The organism is Rhizobium sp. CCGE 510 (assembly GCF_000292525.1).
GTDB lineage: Bacteria > Pseudomonadota > Alphaproteobacteria > Rhizobiales > Rhizobiaceae > Rhizobium.
In genome coordinates this window covers 127615-144252 of sequence record NZ_AEYF01000018.1, presented here as the reverse complement: position 1 = coordinate 144252, position 16638 = coordinate 127615, and the positions used below count along the sequence as shown (strand labels likewise).

Sequence of the window (16638 nt, the reverse complement as noted above, 5' to 3'; positions counted from 1 at the left end):
GCCGTCAACAGAGGGCGAGCAGGCATTTCCCACAAAGGGTCAAACCACTCAGAACTTGTAGCCGACCTGCAGGCCGGCGCGCGTCATGCCGTCATTCGGGCCGTCGCAGAGATTGGCATGCGAGGAGTGGGCGATCTGGGCCATCACGTTCCAATGAGGGGTGAAACGGTAGCCGGCGCCTGCATATTCGTGGAAGAGAACGCGACAGCCAAGTTCCGGGCCGTCGCCATTGCCCTCGAGATCGCCGGTATGGATGACGCCGCCGAAGCCGGCTTCGGCAAAGAGCTTCTCGTTGAAATTGACCGTCCAGGTGAAGCCTGTGAAGAACTGGGTGGCCTCGCCGGATGTGCCGATCGAGGTGCCGAGATGCACACGAGGGTGCAATAGCTGCTGCTGCCAGCCGACGGCCGTCTCGTAGCCGAAGGGATCGAAGAGGGCGGTGATTTCGGGAAAGACGCCGTCTTCTCTGGAATGGCCGGATTGCACCGAGGTCGAGACCCCGAAACGCAGCTCGTCGAATATCTGCTCGCCGGCATTCGCCGAACCTGCGACCAAGGTGCCGGCGACTACTGCCAATGACGCCGTACTCAAAAAACGCAACGCGATTCTTTCGAAGTCGACCGTCATCTGCTGTCCTTTGATTCGCGTCTGGCGAGAACAACAAAGAGGTAACACGGAGGTTGAGTCGGTTAGTGGCGCGGAATACGCCCTGACGTTTTTTCTAAATTATGACGTGTATTTGCAACACGTCATATTTCACCGTCATAGGCGGAACCGCCATTTTCCAGCAGCCGGCGCAGGATCATCAGGCCGGAGATCAGTTCCTGCCCCGTCTTCGGCGAGGAAAAACCGATGCGAACGCGATGATAGGATTTCTCCCCGCGGGCTGCCTTGAACTCGTCCTCGTCGTCGACGAGCACGCCGTCGCGGAAGGCGGCATTCTTGAAGGTGCCCGACATCCAGGGCTCCGGCAATTTCAGCCAGAGGAAGGGCGCATGCAGGTGCGACGTGAAATCGAAGCCTTGCAGTTGCTCCCGGGCAAGCCGGACACGCCGGGAGAGTTCTTGGACGCTCTGCTTGCGGATCTCGTGGGCCGTGCCGCTTTCGACGAGGCGCGCACAGGTCTCGGCCAGGATGAAGGGCAGGCCGCCGGTGATCATCTTGTGCGTCACCCGGATGCGCTGGGCAAAATGCGGCGGGCAGGCTACCCAGCCGCCGCGCACGCCGGCGGCGACCGATTTCGACAGGCCGTTGACCAGGAAGGTTCGATCGGGGGCAAGTGAGGCGATGAGCGGCGTGTCATCGTCGGCCATGCCGCCGTAGAGATCGTCTTCGATCAGCCAGACGCCGTGTCTTCTGGCGATTGCAGCGATTGCCACGCGCCGCTCGTAGGGCATGATCGTCACCGTCGGATTGTGGACGGTCGGCATCAGGAAGGCGATCTTCGGATGCTGCTGCTGGCAAAGCCGCTCGAAATCGTCGGGGATCACGCCGAGTTCATCGGACTCGACCGTCAGCGTGCGGCGGCCGAGAAGGCGGGCACTGCGGCTGACCTGGGTGTAGGTGAGATCCTCAAAGACGATCTTGTCGCCCGGCGCCGAGACGGCGGCGATGACGGCGATCGCCGCCGCATGGGCGCCGAGGGTCGGCACGATGTTTTCGACATCCGGCGTCCAGCCGCTGCGGGCAAGCCAGAGACGGCCGGCTTCAAACCAATTGCGCGGAAAATTGCGGGAATAGGATGAAATCTCGGCGAGGTGCTGTTCGCCGATTTCCGCAAGGATGCCGGATATGATCTTGCCCTGGCCGAGGTCGGGGGCGGCAGTGGTGTCAAAGCGGATCTTATCTGCAGGCGCGTCCTGGATGCGGGTGCCGCCAAGCGAAACAGTCAGCGGGTCGGTCTGTTCTCCGGGTTCGGTCTCGGAACGGTTCAGCACATAGGTGCCGCGCCCGACCTCGCCTGCGACCAGGCCACGTTCGTGCACCAGGGCATAGGCCCGGCCGATCGTGCCGATTGTCACCCCGATATCATAGGCGAGATTGCGTTGCGGCGGCAATTTGCTGCCGGCGGGCAGGGCGCCGCTGGAGATCGCGGATTCGATGCTGTCGGCTAGCCGCAGATAGACCGGACCGGAACCGCGGGAAATATCAGGAAGCCAATTTGTCATGGTGACAACTACCTATATTGTCACATTGTCCCTGTCAAGATTAAGAGTCAATTCCAACGCAGAGCCGAGAGGATTCCTGGAATGTCTGCCTTGCCTGAGATCACAATGCCGATTGTACCGATTGTCTCTTATGACGATAGGAGACAGATCGTCCTCCCCGACGCGCCTGCCGAGGCGACGACACGTTTGGGGCGGATCTGGGCGGCGATGCTTCTCTGGCATCAGAAGCGGGAAGGCCGCCGGGCCTTGAGAAATCTGACGGCGAGCGAACTCAAGGATATCGGCGTGTCGCAGTCCGATGCGGCGCGCGAAGTCGGCAAGTCGTTCTTCTGGGATTGATCGAGCCTTGGCAGCTGACCGCAGCGTCAGCTGCAGGCCTTGTTGCCCCCGGACCAGCGATTGACATCTGCGGCAATGCGGCCGGCGACCGGCTCCGACATCATCGGACCGAAGGCCTGGAGGCGCGACGGGCTTCCCTCGGCCTGCACGACGAGCAGCGGCCGGCTTTCCGGGCTGCCCTTGTGCACAAGCAGGATGCGTGGGCGGCCGGAGAAGGAATTGAGCTCCGGCGCAAGCTTGTAAGCGGCAAAAGCCGGATCACCAGATTTGAACCAGCAGGCATTGGCGGCGAGCGCCACGCGCTCCATCGTCGGCAGCGCGGCGCGGTTCGGACTGGTCGTCGGTGCGGGGGTCTGGCAGGCTGCGACCATGGCTGCAAGAGTGGCGAGCAGGGCAGCGTTAGCGACGGAATGGCGAGGGCGCATCGATCTTGCTCCGGATCCGGATAAAAGGATTTTGAGTTCAAAGTGCCACAGCGATCTTCACGCATCTGAAAAGAGGCGCGGCGCTGTAGATCAGGCGGCGATGACGTCGAGCGCCGAGGCGAAGAGGCCGCGGCCGTCCGAACCGCCATGGGCGGCTTCGATCAGGTTCTCGGGATGCGGCATCATGCCGAGCACATTCCCCTTTTCATTCATGACGGCGGCAATGTCGTTGATCGAGCCGTTCGGATTGGTGCCCTCGGCATAACGGAACACCACCCGGCCATTGCCCTCAATCTGCGCCAGCGTTGCTTCGTCGGCGAAGTAATTGCCGTCGTGATGAGCGACGGGGCAGCGGATGACCTGGCCTTGTGCGTAGGCACGGGTGAAATCCGTCTCGGCATTGACGACTTCGAGCTTGATCTCGCGGCAGACGAATTTCAGCGAGGCATTACGCATCAGCGCGCCAGGCAGCAGGCCGGCCTCGACGAGGATCTGGAAGCCGTTGCAGACGCCAAGCACTTTCACGCCCTTTGCCGCCTTGTCGATGATCGCCTGCATGACCGGCATGCGGGCGGCGATGGCGCCGCAGCGCAGGTAATCGCCATAGGAGAAGCCGCCGGGGATGACGATCAGGTCGACATCGGGGATCTCGGTTTCCGTCTGCCAGATCGTCACCGGTGGCTTGCCGGAAATCTTGGTCAAAGCGGCAATCATATCGCGGTCGCGGTTGAGGCCCGGAAGTTGAACGACGGCTGATTTCATGGGGTCCCCGCGTCTGGCGAAAGATATTGAACTGGAACGCTTTCGGCGAGCCATACTCCATTGTCGGAGACAAAGAAAGAATGGCCCTCTGAAAACATGCGGGCCGCATCCACACGCAGGATGACATGGTCACCCCTACGGCGCATTGCGACGATTTTTGCGGTTTCGACATCCATTGAGAGATGAACGTGGTGCCGCTGCATCTTCTTCAAGCCTTCGCGCTCGATCGCGTGCCAGCTCGTCAGTGACGTGCCGTGATAAAGCACTGCCGGCGGTTCCACCTGGTTCAAAGCGAGATCGACCTCGACGCTATGACCCTGATTGGCGCGAATTCTGTTATCGGCGAGGGTGAAGCGCTTCTTCGGATTGTTTTCGACAATCTCGACAATATCGCCGCGGGAAACATCGTATTTCGATGTCACCGCTTTTTCGAGCGCATCGAACGACACCCATCCTTCGGCATCGAGCGTCAAACCCGCGGTATCGGGCGCATGACGCAAGACATAGCTGATAAATGTCGAGACTTCCGTCTCCAGCTTTGTCTTCGTCATGACGCCAAATCCTCAAAGTCCGCCGGACGACGGGTCTGTGATCGTCAGTCGATCGCGATCGCGTAGTTCTCGATCACCGTATTGGCGAGCAGTTTTTCGCACATGGCCTTGAGGTCGGCCTCGGCCTTGGCCCTGTCGGCGCTTTCCAGCTCCAGGTCAAAGACCTTGCCCTGCCTTATATGGCCGACGCCCGAGAAGCCAAGGGCGCCAAGCGCGCCTTCGATAGCCTTGCCCTGCGGATCGAGAACGCCGTTTTTCAGCGTGACGGTGACACGAGCCTTGATCACTTTGTCTTCCCTGCCTTACTTGACCAGAACCGGGCCGGTGCCGCGCACAGGCTCGTTTTCATTGATGATGCCGAGACGACGCGCCACTTCGGAATAGGCTTCGAGCAGCCCGCCGAGATCGCGGCGGAAACGATCCTTGTCCATCTTCTCGTGGGTCTCGATATCCCAAAGCCGGCAGCTGTCCGGCGAGATTTCGTCGGCAAGAATGATGCGCATCATATCGCCTTCGAAGAGGCGGCCGCATTCGATCTTGAAGTCGACGAGCTGGATGCCGACGCCAAGGAAGAGGCCGGTCATGAAGTCGTTGACGCGGATGGCAAGCGCCATGATGTCGTCGAGCTCGGCGGGATTGGCCCAGCCGAAGGCGGTGATGTGCTCTTCGGAGACCATCGGATCGTCAAGCGCGTCGGACTTGTAATAGAATTCGATGATCGAGCGCGGCAGTACCACGCCTTCATCGATGCCGAGGCGCTTGGCGAGCGAACCGGCGGCGACGTTGCGCACGACGATCTCCAGCGGGATCATCTCTACTTCCTTGATCAACTGCTCGCGCATGTTGAGCCGGCGGATGAAATGAGTAGGGATGCCGATCTTGTTCAGATGGCTGAAGATATATTCGCAAATGCGGTTATTGAGGACGCCCTTGCCATCGATGACTTCGTGTTTCTTCTTGTTGAAGGCAGTGGCATCGTCCTTGAAGAACTGGATCAAAGTGCCCGGTTCCGGGCCTTCATACAAGATCTTTGCCTTGCCCTCGTAGATACGGCGGCGACGGTTCATCGTGGTCATTCTCTATTGTTGGCGCTCTTGGGATAGCGCGAGTGGATCGATCTCGTGGCGTCCCCTTAAAGGAAAAGAGTGGGTTTCACAATCCGCCTGTCCCTCCTTCGCCGGTTTCGGGATTTCTGGCCCGGTTTCCGGATTTCGTGGTCCCTGCTTCCGGATTTTACGAAATACCGCCAAGAGAATCGAATGAATTCGCAAGACGAGTCTACCGCCTTTTCCCATACGGTGAAATGACGGCGAAATGGCGGGAGGTTTATGCAGGTCTTTATTTGGCGGCTCTGCTTGGCAGCGCGTGACGAAGCTGCGTCTGTAGGGCGCGCGCGGCGATTTGCCCGTGGCGCCAGCTTCCGGCACGGATGAAGGAGGGGATCTGCATGGCCGGCATCGGCCGGGCAAGCGCATAACCCTGCAGCGTGTCGCAGTCGAGTTCTTCGAGAATGCGGATATGATCGGCCGTTTCAACACCCTCGGCGATGACAAGGATGTTCAGCGAGCGACCGATATCGATGATCGAGCCGACGAGTTTGCGCTGCTCGGCCGATTGCGGCAGCATGCGGATCAGCTCGCGGTCGATCTTCAGCGTCTTCGGGCTCAAGCGCAGCAGGCTGACGATCGAGGCATGGCCGGTGCCGAAATCGTCGATCTGGATGTCGATGCCGAGCTTGCGCAGCTTTTTCAGGTTGGCGGCCACCGCCTCGTCGCAATCGTCGAGCGAGATCGACTCCAGCAATTCGAAGGCGAAGGTGCCGGGCTGGATCTTCAGGGCGCGGAGTTTCTTGCCGAGATCGGGATCGGCGAGCCGTCTGGCGGAAACGTTGACCGATATTTTCGGAACCGACAGCCCGTCCTTGATCCAGGTGCGGCGATCGGCCATGGCGCGCTCCAGGATCAGGGCGTCGATGGTCGAGACGACGTCGAGGTCTTCGGCAATATCGAGGAAGCGGTCGGGTGTCAGCAGCCCGTGCACCGGGTGCTGCCAACGGGCCAGTGTCTCGACGCCTGCGACATCCAGCGTGCGGGCATCGAACTGCAGCTGATAGAAGGGTACGAATTCATTGCGCTCGAGGCCGATCAGGATCTCGTCGGCAAGGTGCTTGGCGGAGATGATGTCGCGGCGGGCAGCAGCCGAGAAAAATTCGAAGCGGTTGCGGCCCAGGCCTTTGGCACGATAGAGCGCGATATCGGCATCGAGCAGCATCTGCTTGGCGTCGAGTGTCGGTCCGCTGTCGATGGCGATGCCGATGCTGGCGCCGAAACGGCAGTCGTGGCCCTCATATCGGACGGGTTTGCGCAGTTCGCGAATGACGCGTTCGGCAAGTCCGCCGATCTTCTTCGATGCGGGATCGACGATGCAGAGAATGACGAATTCGTCGCCGCCGATGCGGGCGACGAAATCGGCGGCGCGCACGGAGTTTTTGAGCACGCTTGCGGCATGCCGCAGCATGGCGTCGCCGGCTCGGTGGCCGAGCGTATCGTTGATCTGCTTGAAGCGGTCGAGATCGATATGCAGGATCGCCAGCGCCAGGCCCTTGGCGCGGCATTCGGCCGAGCGTTCGTCCAGCATCTTGTCGAGATAACGGCGGTTCGGCAGGCTGGTAAGATAATCGTGCAGCGCCAGGTGTTCGATGCTCTCCTTGGCGGCTTCGAGTTCGCGGTTGCGGGCCTCGGCCAGATCCTTGGCGCGTTGCAGCTCGTTTCGCAGCGCGACCTCCTCGGTGACGTCCCAATTGGCGCCGATCAGCTTGCGGTGACCGTTGCCGTCGACGAAGAAGGCCGAGCGGGCGCGGATGACGCGTTCGGCGCCGTCGCCGCGGATGATGCGGTATTCCTGCTGGAAATCGCTTCCGCTTTCGACGCTGCGGTCGGACAAGCCCAGCACGCGCTCGCGGTCGTCGGGATGCAGGCTTTTCGCCCAGACGTCGTGGGCGATCTGACGCGAGACGCCCTTCAGCCCGTAAATGGCGATGAGGCGCTCGTCCCATTCGACGATGTCATTCTCGATATCCGCCTCGAAGACGCCGATGCGGGATGTCTCCAGCGCCAGGTCGAGCCGGCGCGACAGACGCGACAGCGTCTCCTCGGCCTCCTTGCGGGCGGTGATATCGGTATCCGTGCCGACGATGCGTGTCGGCACGCCGCTCTCGTCCCATTCCACGCAGGCACCGCGGCAGTCGATCCAGATCCAGTGGCCGTCCCTGTGGCGCTCGCGATATTCGAAAATCTGGTAATCCGGATCGCCGGCGTTTTGCCGGTCGATGGCATGGACGACGAAATCCCGATCGTCGGGGTGGACGAGCTGCAGCCAGGTGTCGTACTCGCCGGCGGCTTCCTCGTCGGGTGCCATGCCGCGCATGGTCTTCCACGTCTGTGAGTAATATTTTCGGTCAAGACGGTAGTTGTGATCCCATACGCCAAGGCCGGAGCCGACGAGCGCATGGTTCCACCGGCTCTCCCGCTCCGCCAGTTCGGAATCGTCTGCCCCGCTGCCAACGCTTGCCTCAGCCGCTGGGGCCTCGCCGTGCGGATCATCGGCCTCTGGATGGGCTTTCTTCACGGGCATTCTCGCTTAGTTCATCTCGAAGCAGTCTGCTGTCATTCCATTAAGAAAGACTTAGAAAGCAATTCCGCAACTAGCGAGGCAGCCGGTCTTCCGCCAATCAGGCGGAGAGCTTACTGAGGAACTGGGCAAAGACCATCGTGCCTTCGGGCCAGGGGCCGTGACCGGAATCGGCATTGATATGGCCTGCCTCGCCTGCATCGACGATGAAAGAGCCCCAGCTGCCGGCGATATCGTCGGCATGTTCGTAGCTGCCGAACGGATCGTTGCGGCTGGCCACCGTGATCGACGGGAAGGGCAGCGGATCGCGCGGATAGGGGCCGAAGGTCATCAGATGCTTCGGGCGGATGTCGGGATTGGCGACATCGGGCGGGGCAACGAGGAAGGCGCCCGCCACCGGTTTGCGGAAATGCGGGATGGCGTGGATCGCCGAGGCCACGCCAAGCGAATGGGCGACCAGGATGACCGGACGGGTCGAGGCGTTCACTTCCTCGGCGATACGGGCGATCCAGTCGTCGCGGACCGGCTTAGTCCATTCGGCCTGTTCGACGCGCCGCGCCGTGCTGAGTTTTGCCTCCCAGCGGCTTTGCCAGTGGCTCGGGCCGGAGTTGGTGTAGCCGGGGATGATGAGGATATCTGCGTCTGAGGCTTTCATAGTGCCGCCGATGTGAGAAAGCTCGGCCCAGATGTCAAGAGGGGATGTGAAGGAGAGAGCGACACGGGCGATTTGGTTTGCTATATTGCTCCAGTGCCGGTTGCGGATTTCGTGTCGGCTTGCCCGCCGATTGCGTGTCCGCCGCCGACCAGGTCTCGGCTGAGGAGGAGAAAGCCATGGCGGCATTTCATGTCATGACGGGTGCAGGCGAAAGCTTGGCGCGGCCCGTTGTCAATCGCATCGGTATCGCCGACGTCTTCGACGCGCTGAAAAGCGGGTACGAGGATTTCATGGAGAAACCGTCGCACTACGTGTTCCTGTGCCTGATGTACCCGATCGCCGGCGTCTTCCTGACGCTGTGGACATCGGGCGCCAACCTTTTGCCGATGGTTTTTCCGCTGATGGCAGGTTTCGTGCTGATCGGCCCGATCGCAGCGATCGGCCTCTACGAGATCAGCCGCCGGCGCGAAGCCGGTCTCGACACGTCATGGACGCATGCGCTCGACGTACGCCATTCCCCGGCGCTGCCGTCGATCGTCGCCGTCGGGCTGATGCTTTGTGCGCTTTTCGTCGTCTGGCTGGTGGCGGCGCAGACGCTCTACAGCAATCTGCTCGGTGAAGTGTTTCCGCGCAGCATGGCGGATTTCTTCCGCCAGGTCTTCGGCACGCCCGAGGGCATGCAGTTGATCATCTGGGGCAATCTGATCGGCTTCGTCTTTGCGCTCGTGGTACTGTCGATGACCGTCATCACCTTTCCGCTGCTTCTCGACCGCGACGTCGGAGCAGTGGCCGCTGTCACGGCGTCGATCCGTGCGACGATTGCCAATCCGGTGCCGGTGCTGCTCTGGGGGCTGATCGTCGCAGCACTGCTCGTCATCGGCACGATTCCGGTGTTTGCCGGACTTGCGCTTGTCATTCCGATCCTTGGCCATGCGACCTGGCATCTTTATCGCAAGCTGATTGCGCGCGAAGCCGTGTAATCGAAGCTTTCCGGGGATCTCGAACTGTCGCGATCCCCGGAATTCAAAGCTTCGCCCGTTCCCGGAACCTCCAAACCTCTCGCCGCGTTATCTTTGACCGGCTTGTGGGAGGATTTCGGAGGTGACGATGAAGCATCTGTTCGCCCGCTTCTCGACCAAGATTTCGGAATGGGCCGGCAAGCCCGCGGTCTTCATCCTGGCGATCATCGCCGTCATCATCTGGGCGATACTCGGGCCCTTCTTCGACTATTCGGAAACCTGGCAGCTGGTCATCAACACCGGCACGACGATCATCACCTTCCTGATGGTTTTCGTGCTGCAAAACGCCCAAACGCGCGACACTCGGGCGATCCAGGCCAAGCTCAACGAAATCATCCTGACGAGCCACGCCGAAAACCGCTTCATCGGCATCGAAAATCTCGACGAGGAGGAGCTGAAGCGCCTCGACGAGTTGGTCGCCAAGGCGGCGAAGGGCAGGGGCGAGACGGAGGCTTGTAGGACAGAGGAGGCCGCCAATGCGGTGATGCCGAAAAAGGAGGAGACGAGGAAGCGTGCCGTGGCCGCCAAAGCGCCGAAGCAAAAACATCGGCCGCTTGAGAAGAACTAACTTATCAAATACAAATCGCAATCATATTGGGATCGTTACATGCAATGGCGGAGAAAATGAACGACTCCATTCTGAGAGAGCCGCAGGTTGAATTGTTTTTTCAGCCTTATTTCTTAGGAATGACGCTCGGTCATTTGCCGTTTTTCCTCGGATATTTCGAGATCGCAACCATGGTGCTGAAATTTATTCTTTCGCTGCCCATCGTGTTCATATTATTTGTTTTTTATCGCGTAAGGTATAATGAAATAAATTCACGTCCGTTTTGGTGGGCGTTTATTGTTTTTGTTCTTGCTCTATTGTTAGTCGTTGTAATGCTTTTGTTTTTATTTGCCGATGGCGATGGGAAACTATACCTGCCGGCTGTTTTCTTGGCTTTTTCGCTGCCTTCTGTCCTTGTCGCATGCGTCGCCTTCCCAGTTCTGCTCAGGCTGCGCCTAAGAAGAGAAAAGCTCCCATAAATCCCATCGTGAGATTAGCCGGCAGACGGCGCCAGCGAGGGCGCCGTCATCGCGTTGATCGCGAATCCTCAAGCGTTCCCAAACACCCGACGGAAAATCGTATCGACATGCTTCGTATGATAGCCGAGATCGAACTTCTCCTGGATATCCTCCTCGGAAAGCGCAGCGCGCACCTCAGCATCCGCCAGCAGCTCTTCCAGAAAGTCCTTACCCTGTTCCCAGACCTTCATGGCGTTACGCTGCACCAGGCGGTAGGCGTCTTCGCGGGAAGTGCCGGCCTGGGTCAGCGCCAGGAGGACGCGCTGGGAGTGGACGAGGCCGCGGAATTTGTTGAGGTTCTTCTCCATGTTCTCGGGGTAGACCAGCAGCTTTTCGATGACGCCGGCGAGACGCGAAAGGGCGAAGTCGAGAGTGACGGTGGCGTCGGGGCCGATCATGCGTTCGACCGAGGAGTGGGAGATATCGCGCTCGTGCCAGAGGGCGACGTTTTCCATGGCCGGCATGGCGTAGGAGCGGACCATGCGGGCAAGGCCGGTGAGGTTTTCGGTCAACACCGGGTTGCGCTTGTGCGGCATGGCCGAAGAGCCCTTCTGGCCGGGCGAGAAATATTCTTCCACCTCCAGCACTTCGGTGCGCTGCAGGTGGCGGATCTCGGTCGCCAGGCGCTCGATCGACGAGGCGACGACGCCGAGGGTGGCGAAATACATGGCGTGGCGGTCGCGCGGGATGACCTGGGTCGAGACCGGCTCGGCCTTGAGGCCCAGCGCCTCGGCGACATGTTCTTCGACACGCGGATCGATATTGGCGAAGGTGCCGACGGCGCCTGAAATGGCGCAGGTCGCGATTTCCTCGCGGGCGGCGACCAGGCGCTGGCGGCAGCGCTCGAATTCGGCATAGGCGAGCGCCAGCTTGACGCCGAAGGTGGTGGGCTCGGCGTGGATGCCGTGCGAACGGCCGATGGTGACGGTGTCCTTGTGTTCGAAGGCGCGGCTCTTCAGCGCTGCGAGCAGGCGGTCGATATCGGCGATGAGGATGTCGGTGGCGCGCACCAGCTGGACGTTGAAGCAGGTGTCGAGCACGTCCGATGAGGTCATGCCCTGGTGGACGAAACGCGCATCCGGGCCGACGATCTCGGCAAGATGGGTGAGGAAGGCGATGACGTCATGTTTGGTGACGGCCTCGATCTCGTCGATGCGGTCGACGTCGAAGGTGGCAGCCCCGCCTTTTTCCCAGATCGTCTTTGCCGCCGATTGGGGGATGACGCCGAGTTCGGCCAGCGCGTCGCAGGCATGCGCCTCGATCTCGAACCAGATGCGGAACTTGGTTTCGGGAGACCAGATGGCGACCATTTCGGGGCGGGAGTAACGCGGAATCATGGCGGTTGCCTTCACTTCAAGAGGTTTAAGCGTTTCGTTTTTATGCAATTCCGGACGGAAAACCGCGAGGCACTTTTCCTGGAATTGCTTCAGTGCCCCTGTAGCAAAGACGGACGGCAATCTCAACGCATGCGTTTGGCGAGATGATAGCTGCTGGCGACAAGGCAGACGAGGCCGAGCGGCAGGAAAAGGCGCAAGCCGATGACCAGGAACTGGTAGACGGCGCTGACGCTGGTGAAGACGAACTGAAAAGCCCAGACGAAACTGCCGAAGGGCGCGTGCCAGCGCGAATAGAAGAGCCGGTATTCCATGGCGAACAGGAAGGCGGTCATTGCGATCGTCGCTGCTGCCAGCGTCACGAAGAAGGCGGCAAAACGCGCTTCCGGCGGCCTGTCATAGGCAAAGAAGCGGGCGACCGGCAGGGCGAACGGCCAGGCGAGCAGGCCGCCGGCGAAATAAAGGGCGGCGATTTCGGCAAGCCGGCTCGTCTGCAGGCCGTTGCGCAGGTAAAGGCCAAGCATGGCTGAGGCGAGCATCTGCGCGCCCCAAAACAACGCACCGGCAATCAGATCGGGGTAGGGCGGCCGCGCAGCTCTTAGACGATCCATTCTCGGGCGATCCGTCCTTGGGCGATCCGTCTTGGGCCGATCCGGGCTCGGGCCATCCATCCTTGGGCGATCCGGGTTCAGGGATGAACCGGAACGGCAATCCAGCGTCCGTTCCTGTCGGCGTCGAAGGCCAGGATAAGGGCGATGTGAACCTGGTTTCCGGCTTCCGGTTGATAGACCATCGCCCCGCCGATCCGGTATTCCACAGAACAGGCGCGATCGGCCGGAACCGCCGTTGCTTGCCGCGCCGCCTGGCGGTTCGGAGCGCCTTGCTTCTCGATCATCTGCAGGCTGAAGCCGAGCACCCGTTTGTCGATCGACGCGCAATCCTTCGGTGTCGGCACCGGCATCTCACCGAGCGAAAGCGTATAGGGCGATTTCGGCGGACCATCGGACGCAAGCGTGGTGTAGCGGATGGTCTTCGAGGGAGAGCCAAGTTCGGTCGGCGGATTTAAGGCGGCAATCAGTCCGGGATTGGTCAAGAGATCGTATTTGTCCATCTGGCTGCGCGCCGCCGTCAGGTTCTGCCGCCGCGCCTTGGATAGATTGGCGTCCTTCTCGGTCATCTCGGTGTGGAAGGGCGTGCCCTCGAGATACTGGCCGCTGTCGGTATCGACGAAATAGGTGTTGGAGTAGGGGACACCGCCGCTCTCCTCGATGCCGAACTCCTGAAATCCAAAGACCTTGCCGTCGGCGGAAAAGCCGATCGGCTGGATATTGGCGATGTCGCCGGCCAGTGACATGCCGGGCAGGCCGGCAAGTGCAGCGCCAAGGATGGCACTCAAGATCAGACGCTTCTTCATGCTCGTGCCCCTTCGGCTGCCTGACGCAGATCGGCGACGGTTCGGCGATAATCCTCGACGGTCGCGCCCTTGAAAATCGCCGAGCCGGCGACGAGAACGTTGCCGCCGGCCCGCGCGATATCAGGCGCCGTTTCCATCGTGACGCCGCCGTCGACCTCGAGTTCGATCGGCCGATCACCAATCAGTGACTTCGCAGCCGCGATCTTGGCAGCCATCGCCGGAATGAACTTCTGCCCGCCAAAGCCGGGATTGACCGACATGATCAGGATGAGATCGACATCGTCGAGCACGTTTTCGATGGCACTGAGCGGGGTTGCCGGATTAAGCGTCACTCCGACTTTCTTGCCGAGATTGCGGATGGTCTGCAACGAGCGGTGCAGATGCGGCCCGGCTTCAGCATGGACGGTGATCCGGTCGCAGCCGGCCTTGGCGAAGGCTTCGAGATAGTCGTCGACCGGGGAGATCATCAGGTGGCAGTCGAAGGTGGCGGAGGTATAGGAGCGCAGCGACTTGATGACATCGGGGCCGAAGGAGATATTCGGCACGAAATGCCCATCCATCACGTCGAGATGGATCCAGTCGGCGCCGGCGGCCGTGACGTTGCGCACCTCCTCGCCGAGCCGGGCAAAATCGGCTGCGAGGATCGAAGGGGCAATGCGAATGGGCAGCGTCATCAAATCTCACTCCGTATGGGCAGCCGGACCGTGGCGCCCGAATTCAAGGCTGGCGCGCCGCCGCTCATTGCGTTGGCGCGGCCGGTGGAAAAAAGCCGTTGCCCCGCCATTCGAGCAGGCGGTAGGGATTTTGCGAAAGTTCATGCGCGGCGGTGAAGGCAATAGTGCCGACCGGTGTCTGGAATGTCGTGCCCACCAACGCCTCCTGGAGAGGCTTGCCGGCCGCAACCGCGGCTTCCACCGCCTGGCCGGCAATCAGTGCCGCTGCCAGCGACGGCAGGACATATCCTTCCGGCTCGATGCCTTTGGCGCGCAGCGCGTCGGCTGCAGCAGTGCCTTCCGGCAGAAATGCGTATTCGGGTAGGGCGACGGCGCGCGCGCCGGGGTTGAGCGGCAGCGGCTGGTCGGCGGCGCGCATGGCATCGCCGCTGAGAATGGACAGCGGGATATTTTCCGCCTTGGCGTCGCGGGCGATGACGGCGACATCGTTGCGATCGCCGCCGATGAAAACCCTGGTCGCACCGGCGCGTTTCAGGCGACGTACGAGAGCGATCTGCTGCTCCTGTCCCGGCCGGTAGGTATCGGTAAAGACCGGCTTTAGGCCGTTCTGCTCCAGCGCATTGCGCACCGCTTCCGTCAGTTCGCGGCCATGGATGGTGCCGTCCTCGATCAGCGCGATCGGATCGGCGGCCCAGTCCTTGAGGATCACTTCGTTGATCTTTGCTGCCTCAGTGCCATCGGCGGGCGCCAGGCGGAAGAGCGGCCAGCCGTTCTTCAGCGCATCCTCCATCAGAATGCGGGAGCGCGCCGAGACGGTCATCGCCGGAATGTCGGCGTCCTTCAGCTTCGGCAGCGCGCCTTCCAGCGTCTCGCTGCAGAGAAAGCCGACCGCGACCTGCACCTTGGCTGCGACCAGCGCATCGGCAACCGCAGCACCGCTATTGTCCTCGCAGGTCTCGTTGATGGCGACGAGGGTATTTCCCGACTGCTGGATCTCGAAACCGGCTCCAGTGGTAATCTGAGCACCAAGCAAAGCGAGCGGGCCATTCTGGGGGGCGACGACGCCGATCGTCACGCCGGCCGCATGGCCTTGCGCCGCCGCTCCCAGCAGCGCCAGAAAAGCTGCTATGCCACGCAGGTTGATCATGAAAGGCGGAAATCCCCTAGCCATCGTCCATGCCCTTTTATCCGCAAGGCCGCGATCGTCAAAGAAAAACAAGTGTGAAGCAGTGCTTTTCACCGGTCCTATTGTAGAAAAGGTAACCGATGCTCGCCATATTGGCGCGATAACAAGTCGATCCATGCAGAAAAGCACGGGAGAAGCAGGTGTTGAACAGGCAGCATATCGACCCTGGTCTTTATCGCGATGCCATGAGCCGTTATGCCGGCCATGTGCAACTCGTAACGACGGCGATGGGCGAGTTGCGCCGCGGCGTCACCATCACCGCCGCCTGCTCGGTCTCGGACAATCCAGCCTCGGTGCTGATCTGCCTCAACAACACCAATCCGAAGAACGAGATCTTTTTCCGCAGCGGCGTCTTCGTGCTGAACACGCTCGGCGCCCATCATCAGAGCGTTGCCGACGCCTTTTCCGGACGGACGTCGCTTGCCGATAGCGAGCGTTTCGCCAGCGCTCGTTTCGAGACGCTGGTCACCGGCGCGCCGGTGCTCGCCGATGCGCTCGCAGCCTTCGACTGCCGGGTGACCGACATCAAGGAAATGCCGACGCACAATGTCATCTTCGGCGAGGTCGCGGCCGTGCGCTTCAGCGAAAAGCACCCGGCGCTCATCTATATGAACCGGGATTATCACGCGCTGTGATGGCCGCCACGGCCGGGATTTCGAGGGAATAGAGAATGGACAATGCCGGCATCGAGGAAATGTTTCAGGGGCTCGGTCCCGTCACGGTCAAGCGCATGTTCGGCGGCAAGGGCATCTATCATCTCGGACGCATCATCGCGCTCGAAGTGCGTGACGAGATGCTGCTGAAGGCCGACGAGACAAGCGCCCCGGAATTTGCCGCCGCCGGCGCGACGCAATGGAGCTATGACGGCAAGAAGGGCAAACCCGTGAAGATGCCCTACTGGTCGATCCCCGACGAGGCTTACGACGATCCCGATCTGATGGCGAAATGGGTGCGGCTGGCCTATGAGGCGTCGCTGCGCGCCGAGTGACTAGCCGCGTTCGACAGCCGGCAAAGCGGCTATCGCGGCCTTGGTAAAGGCCGACAATGGTTCCGGCAAATCCGCTAGCGGAAACCAGCCGAAATCCGAAAGCTTGTCCGGTTCGGTCAATTGCGGCTCGCCCTCGACGTCGCGGGCGAGATAGAGGAGCGAAATCCAGTGCTGACGGTCGGTATCGATGATCTGTTCGGTCATGCCGATTTTCTCGATCCGGCCGATCGTGAGGCCGGTCTCTTCTTCGGCCTCGCGGCGCGCGGCTTGCTCGGCCGGCTCCATATGATCGACCTTGCCGCCGACGATATTCCAATATCCGGCTTCGGGTGGTCGCACGCGTTTATACAGAAGAACCTTGGCGTCGCGCAGAATCACTACGCCGACGCCGAAGCCCGGAAAATCGAGACCGGGCTTGCCCATTGGAT

21 protein-coding genes are annotated in these 16638 nt (G+C 61.0%); 6 read left to right on the top strand and 15 right to left on the bottom strand.

Annotation, left to right across the window (positions count from 1 at the left end; genetic code table 11):
• Positions 1-48: 48 nt before the first annotated feature.
• Entirely contained in the window at positions 49-627 is a 579-nt protein-coding gene (locus tag RCCGE510_RS09235; protein ID WP_007629287.1) for an acyloxyacyl hydrolase, read from the bottom strand.
• 122 nt (positions 628-749) lie between these two features.
• Positions 750-2168: a PLP-dependent aminotransferase family protein gene (locus RCCGE510_RS09230; RefSeq protein WP_007629285.1), complete on the bottom strand. Its 1419-nt coding sequence runs from the start codon at positions 2166-2168 to the stop codon at positions 750-752.
• An 81-nt stretch (positions 2169-2249) separates the two neighbouring features.
• Between RCCGE510_RS09230 and RCCGE510_RS09225 the strand changes: the two genes are divergently transcribed.
• Positions 2250-2507 carry a DUF1127 domain-containing protein gene (locus RCCGE510_RS09225; protein WP_007629283.1) on the top strand — a complete coding sequence of 86 codons (258 nt, stop codon included), beginning with the start codon at positions 2250-2252 and terminating at the stop codon, positions 2505-2507.
• 26 nt (positions 2508-2533) lie between these two features.
• Here the strand turns inward: RCCGE510_RS09225 and RCCGE510_RS09220 are convergent, their stop codons facing one another.
• From RCCGE510_RS09220 to RCCGE510_RS09190, 7 genes are all read right to left on the bottom strand, one after another.
• Positions 2534-2932 carry a hypothetical protein gene (locus RCCGE510_RS09220; RefSeq protein ID WP_007629281.1) on the bottom strand — a complete coding sequence of 133 codons (399 nt, stop codon included), beginning with the start codon at positions 2930-2932 and terminating at the stop codon, positions 2534-2536.
• A 90-nt stretch (positions 2933-3022) separates the two neighbouring features.
• On the bottom strand, positions 3023-3694 hold the full coding sequence (gene purQ / locus RCCGE510_RS09215) for a phosphoribosylformylglycinamidine synthase subunit PurQ (RefSeq protein WP_007629279.1): 672 nt from the start codon (positions 3692-3694) through the stop codon (positions 3023-3025).
• A complete protein-coding gene (locus RCCGE510_RS09210) occupies positions 3691-4245 on the bottom strand; it encodes an RNA 2'-phosphotransferase (protein WP_007629277.1) in 555 nt (184 codons plus the stop codon). Before RCCGE510_RS09210 ends, purQ begins: the two co-directional genes overlap by 4 nt.
• Positions 4246-4289: 44 nt before the next feature.
• A complete protein-coding gene (purS, locus tag RCCGE510_RS09205; RefSeq protein WP_007629276.1) occupies positions 4290-4532 on the bottom strand; it encodes a phosphoribosylformylglycinamidine synthase subunit PurS in 243 nt (80 codons plus the stop codon).
• A 15-nt stretch (positions 4533-4547) separates the two neighbouring features.
• Positions 4548-5312 carry a phosphoribosylaminoimidazolesuccinocarboxamide synthase gene (gene purC / locus RCCGE510_RS09200; RefSeq protein ID WP_003540062.1) on the bottom strand — a complete coding sequence of 255 codons (765 nt, stop codon included), beginning with the start codon at positions 5310-5312 and terminating at the stop codon, positions 4548-4550.
• 271 nt (positions 5313-5583) lie between these two features.
• The gene (locus RCCGE510_RS09195; protein ID WP_007629269.1) at positions 5584-7878 is read right to left on the bottom strand and encodes an EAL domain-containing protein; all 2295 of its coding nucleotides are present in this window, start codon (positions 7876-7878) and stop codon (positions 5584-5586) included.
• Between the two features lie 97 nt (positions 7879-7975).
• On the bottom strand, positions 7976-8530 hold the full coding sequence (locus RCCGE510_RS09190) for an alpha/beta hydrolase (protein WP_007629267.1): 555 nt from the start codon (positions 8528-8530) through the stop codon (positions 7976-7978).
• 176 nt (positions 8531-8706) lie between these two features.
• On the opposite strand from RCCGE510_RS09190, the gene RCCGE510_RS09185 reads away from it, so the two are divergent.
• The 3 genes from RCCGE510_RS09185 to RCCGE510_RS09175 all read left to right on the top strand — a co-directional run bounded on the left by RCCGE510_RS09185 (position 8707) and on the right by RCCGE510_RS09175 (position 10575).
• Complete coding sequence (locus RCCGE510_RS09185; protein WP_007629265.1) at positions 8707-9510, top strand: DUF2189 domain-containing protein; 804 nt, start codon at positions 8707-8709, stop codon at positions 9508-9510.
• 127 nt (positions 9511-9637) lie between these two features.
• On the top strand, positions 9638-10117 hold the full coding sequence (locus RCCGE510_RS09180; protein ID WP_007629263.1) for a low affinity iron permease family protein: 480 nt from the start codon (positions 9638-9640) through the stop codon (positions 10115-10117).
• A gap of 56 nt (positions 10118-10173) precedes the next feature.
• Positions 10174-10575, top strand: coding sequence for a hypothetical protein (locus RCCGE510_RS09175; RefSeq protein ID WP_007629260.1), 402 nt, complete (start codon positions 10174-10176; stop codon positions 10573-10575).
• A gap of 68 nt (positions 10576-10643) precedes the next feature.
• Here the strand turns inward: RCCGE510_RS09175 and purB are convergent, their stop codons facing one another.
• From purB to RCCGE510_RS09150, 5 genes are all read right to left on the bottom strand, one after another.
• A complete protein-coding gene (purB, locus tag RCCGE510_RS09170; protein WP_007629258.1) occupies positions 10644-11951 on the bottom strand; it encodes an adenylosuccinate lyase in 1308 nt (435 codons plus the stop codon).
• A 122-nt stretch (positions 11952-12073) separates the two neighbouring features.
• Positions 12074-12559, bottom strand: coding sequence for a hypothetical protein (locus tag RCCGE510_RS09165; RefSeq protein WP_007629256.1), 486 nt, complete (start codon positions 12557-12559; stop codon positions 12074-12076).
• Between the two features lie 77 nt (positions 12560-12636).
• A complete protein-coding gene (locus RCCGE510_RS09160; RefSeq protein ID WP_007629254.1) occupies positions 12637-13362 on the bottom strand; it encodes a DUF2259 domain-containing protein in 726 nt (241 codons plus the stop codon).
• The gene (rpe, locus tag RCCGE510_RS09155) at positions 13359-14036 is read right to left on the bottom strand and encodes a ribulose-phosphate 3-epimerase (RefSeq protein ID WP_007629251.1); all 678 of its coding nucleotides are present in this window, start codon (positions 14034-14036) and stop codon (positions 13359-13361) included. The genes RCCGE510_RS09160 and rpe overlap by 4 nt, the downstream gene beginning before the upstream one ends.
• 64 nt (positions 14037-14100) lie before the next feature.
• Positions 14101-15183 carry a branched-chain amino acid ABC transporter substrate-binding protein gene (locus tag RCCGE510_RS09150; RefSeq protein WP_007629249.1) on the bottom strand — a complete coding sequence of 361 codons (1083 nt, stop codon included), beginning with the start codon at positions 15181-15183 and terminating at the stop codon, positions 14101-14103.
• A gap of 179 nt (positions 15184-15362) precedes the next feature.
• Between RCCGE510_RS09150 and RCCGE510_RS09145 the strand changes: the two genes are divergently transcribed.
• Together RCCGE510_RS09145 and RCCGE510_RS09140 are read left to right on the top strand one after the other, a co-directional pair.
• Positions 15363-15857, top strand: a complete 495-nt coding sequence (locus tag RCCGE510_RS09145) for a flavin reductase (RefSeq protein WP_037078204.1) — start codon at positions 15363-15365, stop codon at positions 15855-15857.
• 35 nt (positions 15858-15892) lie between these two features.
• Positions 15893-16210 carry a TfoX/Sxy family protein gene (locus RCCGE510_RS09140; protein ID WP_007629245.1) on the top strand — a complete coding sequence of 106 codons (318 nt, stop codon included), beginning with the start codon at positions 15893-15895 and terminating at the stop codon, positions 16208-16210.
• Here the strand turns inward: RCCGE510_RS09140 and RCCGE510_RS09135 are convergent, their stop codons facing one another.
• Positions 16211-16633 carry an NUDIX domain-containing protein gene (locus RCCGE510_RS09135; RefSeq protein ID WP_007629243.1) on the bottom strand — a complete coding sequence of 141 codons (423 nt, stop codon included), beginning with the start codon at positions 16631-16633 and terminating at the stop codon, positions 16211-16213.
• Between the last annotated feature and the right edge of the window lie 5 nt (positions 16634-16638).

What these genes read in the sequence shown, in the direction of transcription:
- RCCGE510_RS09235 (WP_007629287.1), bottom strand. Translation starts at nt 627, where the DNA reads ATGACGGTCGACTTCGAAAGAATCGCGTTGCGTTTTTTGAGTACGGCG.
- RCCGE510_RS09230 (WP_007629285.1), bottom strand. Translation starts at nt 2,168, where the DNA reads ATGACAAATTGGCTTCCTGATATTTCCCGCGGTTCCGGTCCGGTCTAT.
- RCCGE510_RS09225 (WP_007629283.1), top strand. Translation starts at nt 2,250, where the DNA reads ATGTCTGCCTTGCCTGAGATCACAATGCCGATTGTACCGATTGTCTCT.
- RCCGE510_RS09220 (WP_007629281.1), bottom strand. Translation starts at nt 2,932, where the DNA reads ATGCGCCCTCGCCATTCCGTCGCTAACGCTGCCCTGCTCGCCACTCTT.
- purQ (WP_007629279.1), bottom strand. Translation starts at nt 3,694, where the DNA reads ATGAAATCAGCCGTCGTTCAACTTCCGGGCCTCAACCGCGACCGCGAT.
- RCCGE510_RS09210 (WP_007629277.1), bottom strand. Translation starts at nt 4,245, where the DNA reads ATGACGAAGACAAAGCTGGAGACGGAAGTCTCGACATTTATCAGCTAT.
- purC (WP_003540062.1), bottom strand. Translation starts at nt 5,312, where the DNA reads ATGAACCGTCGCCGCCGTATCTACGAGGGCAAGGCAAAGATCTTGTAT.
- RCCGE510_RS09195 (WP_007629269.1), bottom strand. Translation starts at nt 7,878, where the DNA reads ATGCCCGTGAAGAAAGCCCATCCAGAGGCCGATGATCCGCACGGCGAG.
- RCCGE510_RS09190 (WP_007629267.1), bottom strand. Translation starts at nt 8,530, where the DNA reads ATGAAAGCCTCAGACGCAGATATCCTCATCATCCCCGGCTACACCAAC.
- RCCGE510_RS09185 (WP_007629265.1), top strand. Translation starts at nt 8,707, where the DNA reads ATGGCGGCATTTCATGTCATGACGGGTGCAGGCGAAAGCTTGGCGCGG.
- RCCGE510_RS09180 (WP_007629263.1), top strand. Translation starts at nt 9,638, where the DNA reads ATGAAGCATCTGTTCGCCCGCTTCTCGACCAAGATTTCGGAATGGGCC.
- RCCGE510_RS09175 (WP_007629260.1), top strand. Translation starts at nt 10,174, where the DNA reads ATGAACGACTCCATTCTGAGAGAGCCGCAGGTTGAATTGTTTTTTCAG.
- purB (WP_007629258.1), bottom strand. Translation starts at nt 11,951, where the DNA reads ATGATTCCGCGTTACTCCCGCCCCGAAATGGTCGCCATCTGGTCTCCC.
- RCCGE510_RS09165 (WP_007629256.1), bottom strand. Translation starts at nt 12,559, where the DNA reads ATGGATCGTCTAAGAGCTGCGCGGCCGCCCTACCCCGATCTGATTGCC.
- RCCGE510_RS09160 (WP_007629254.1), bottom strand. Translation starts at nt 13,362, where the DNA reads ATGAAGAAGCGTCTGATCTTGAGTGCCATCCTTGGCGCTGCACTTGCC.
- rpe (WP_007629251.1), bottom strand. Translation starts at nt 14,036, where the DNA reads ATGACGCTGCCCATTCGCATTGCCCCTTCGATCCTCGCAGCCGATTTT.
- RCCGE510_RS09150 (WP_007629249.1), bottom strand. Translation starts at nt 15,183, where the DNA reads ATGATCAACCTGCGTGGCATAGCAGCTTTTCTGGCGCTGCTGGGAGCG.
- RCCGE510_RS09140 (WP_007629245.1), top strand. Translation starts at nt 15,893, where the DNA reads ATGGACAATGCCGGCATCGAGGAAATGTTTCAGGGGCTCGGTCCCGTC.
- RCCGE510_RS09135 (WP_007629243.1), bottom strand. Translation starts at nt 16,633, where the DNA reads ATGGGCAAGCCCGGTCTCGATTTTCCGGGCTTCGGCGTCGGCGTAGTG.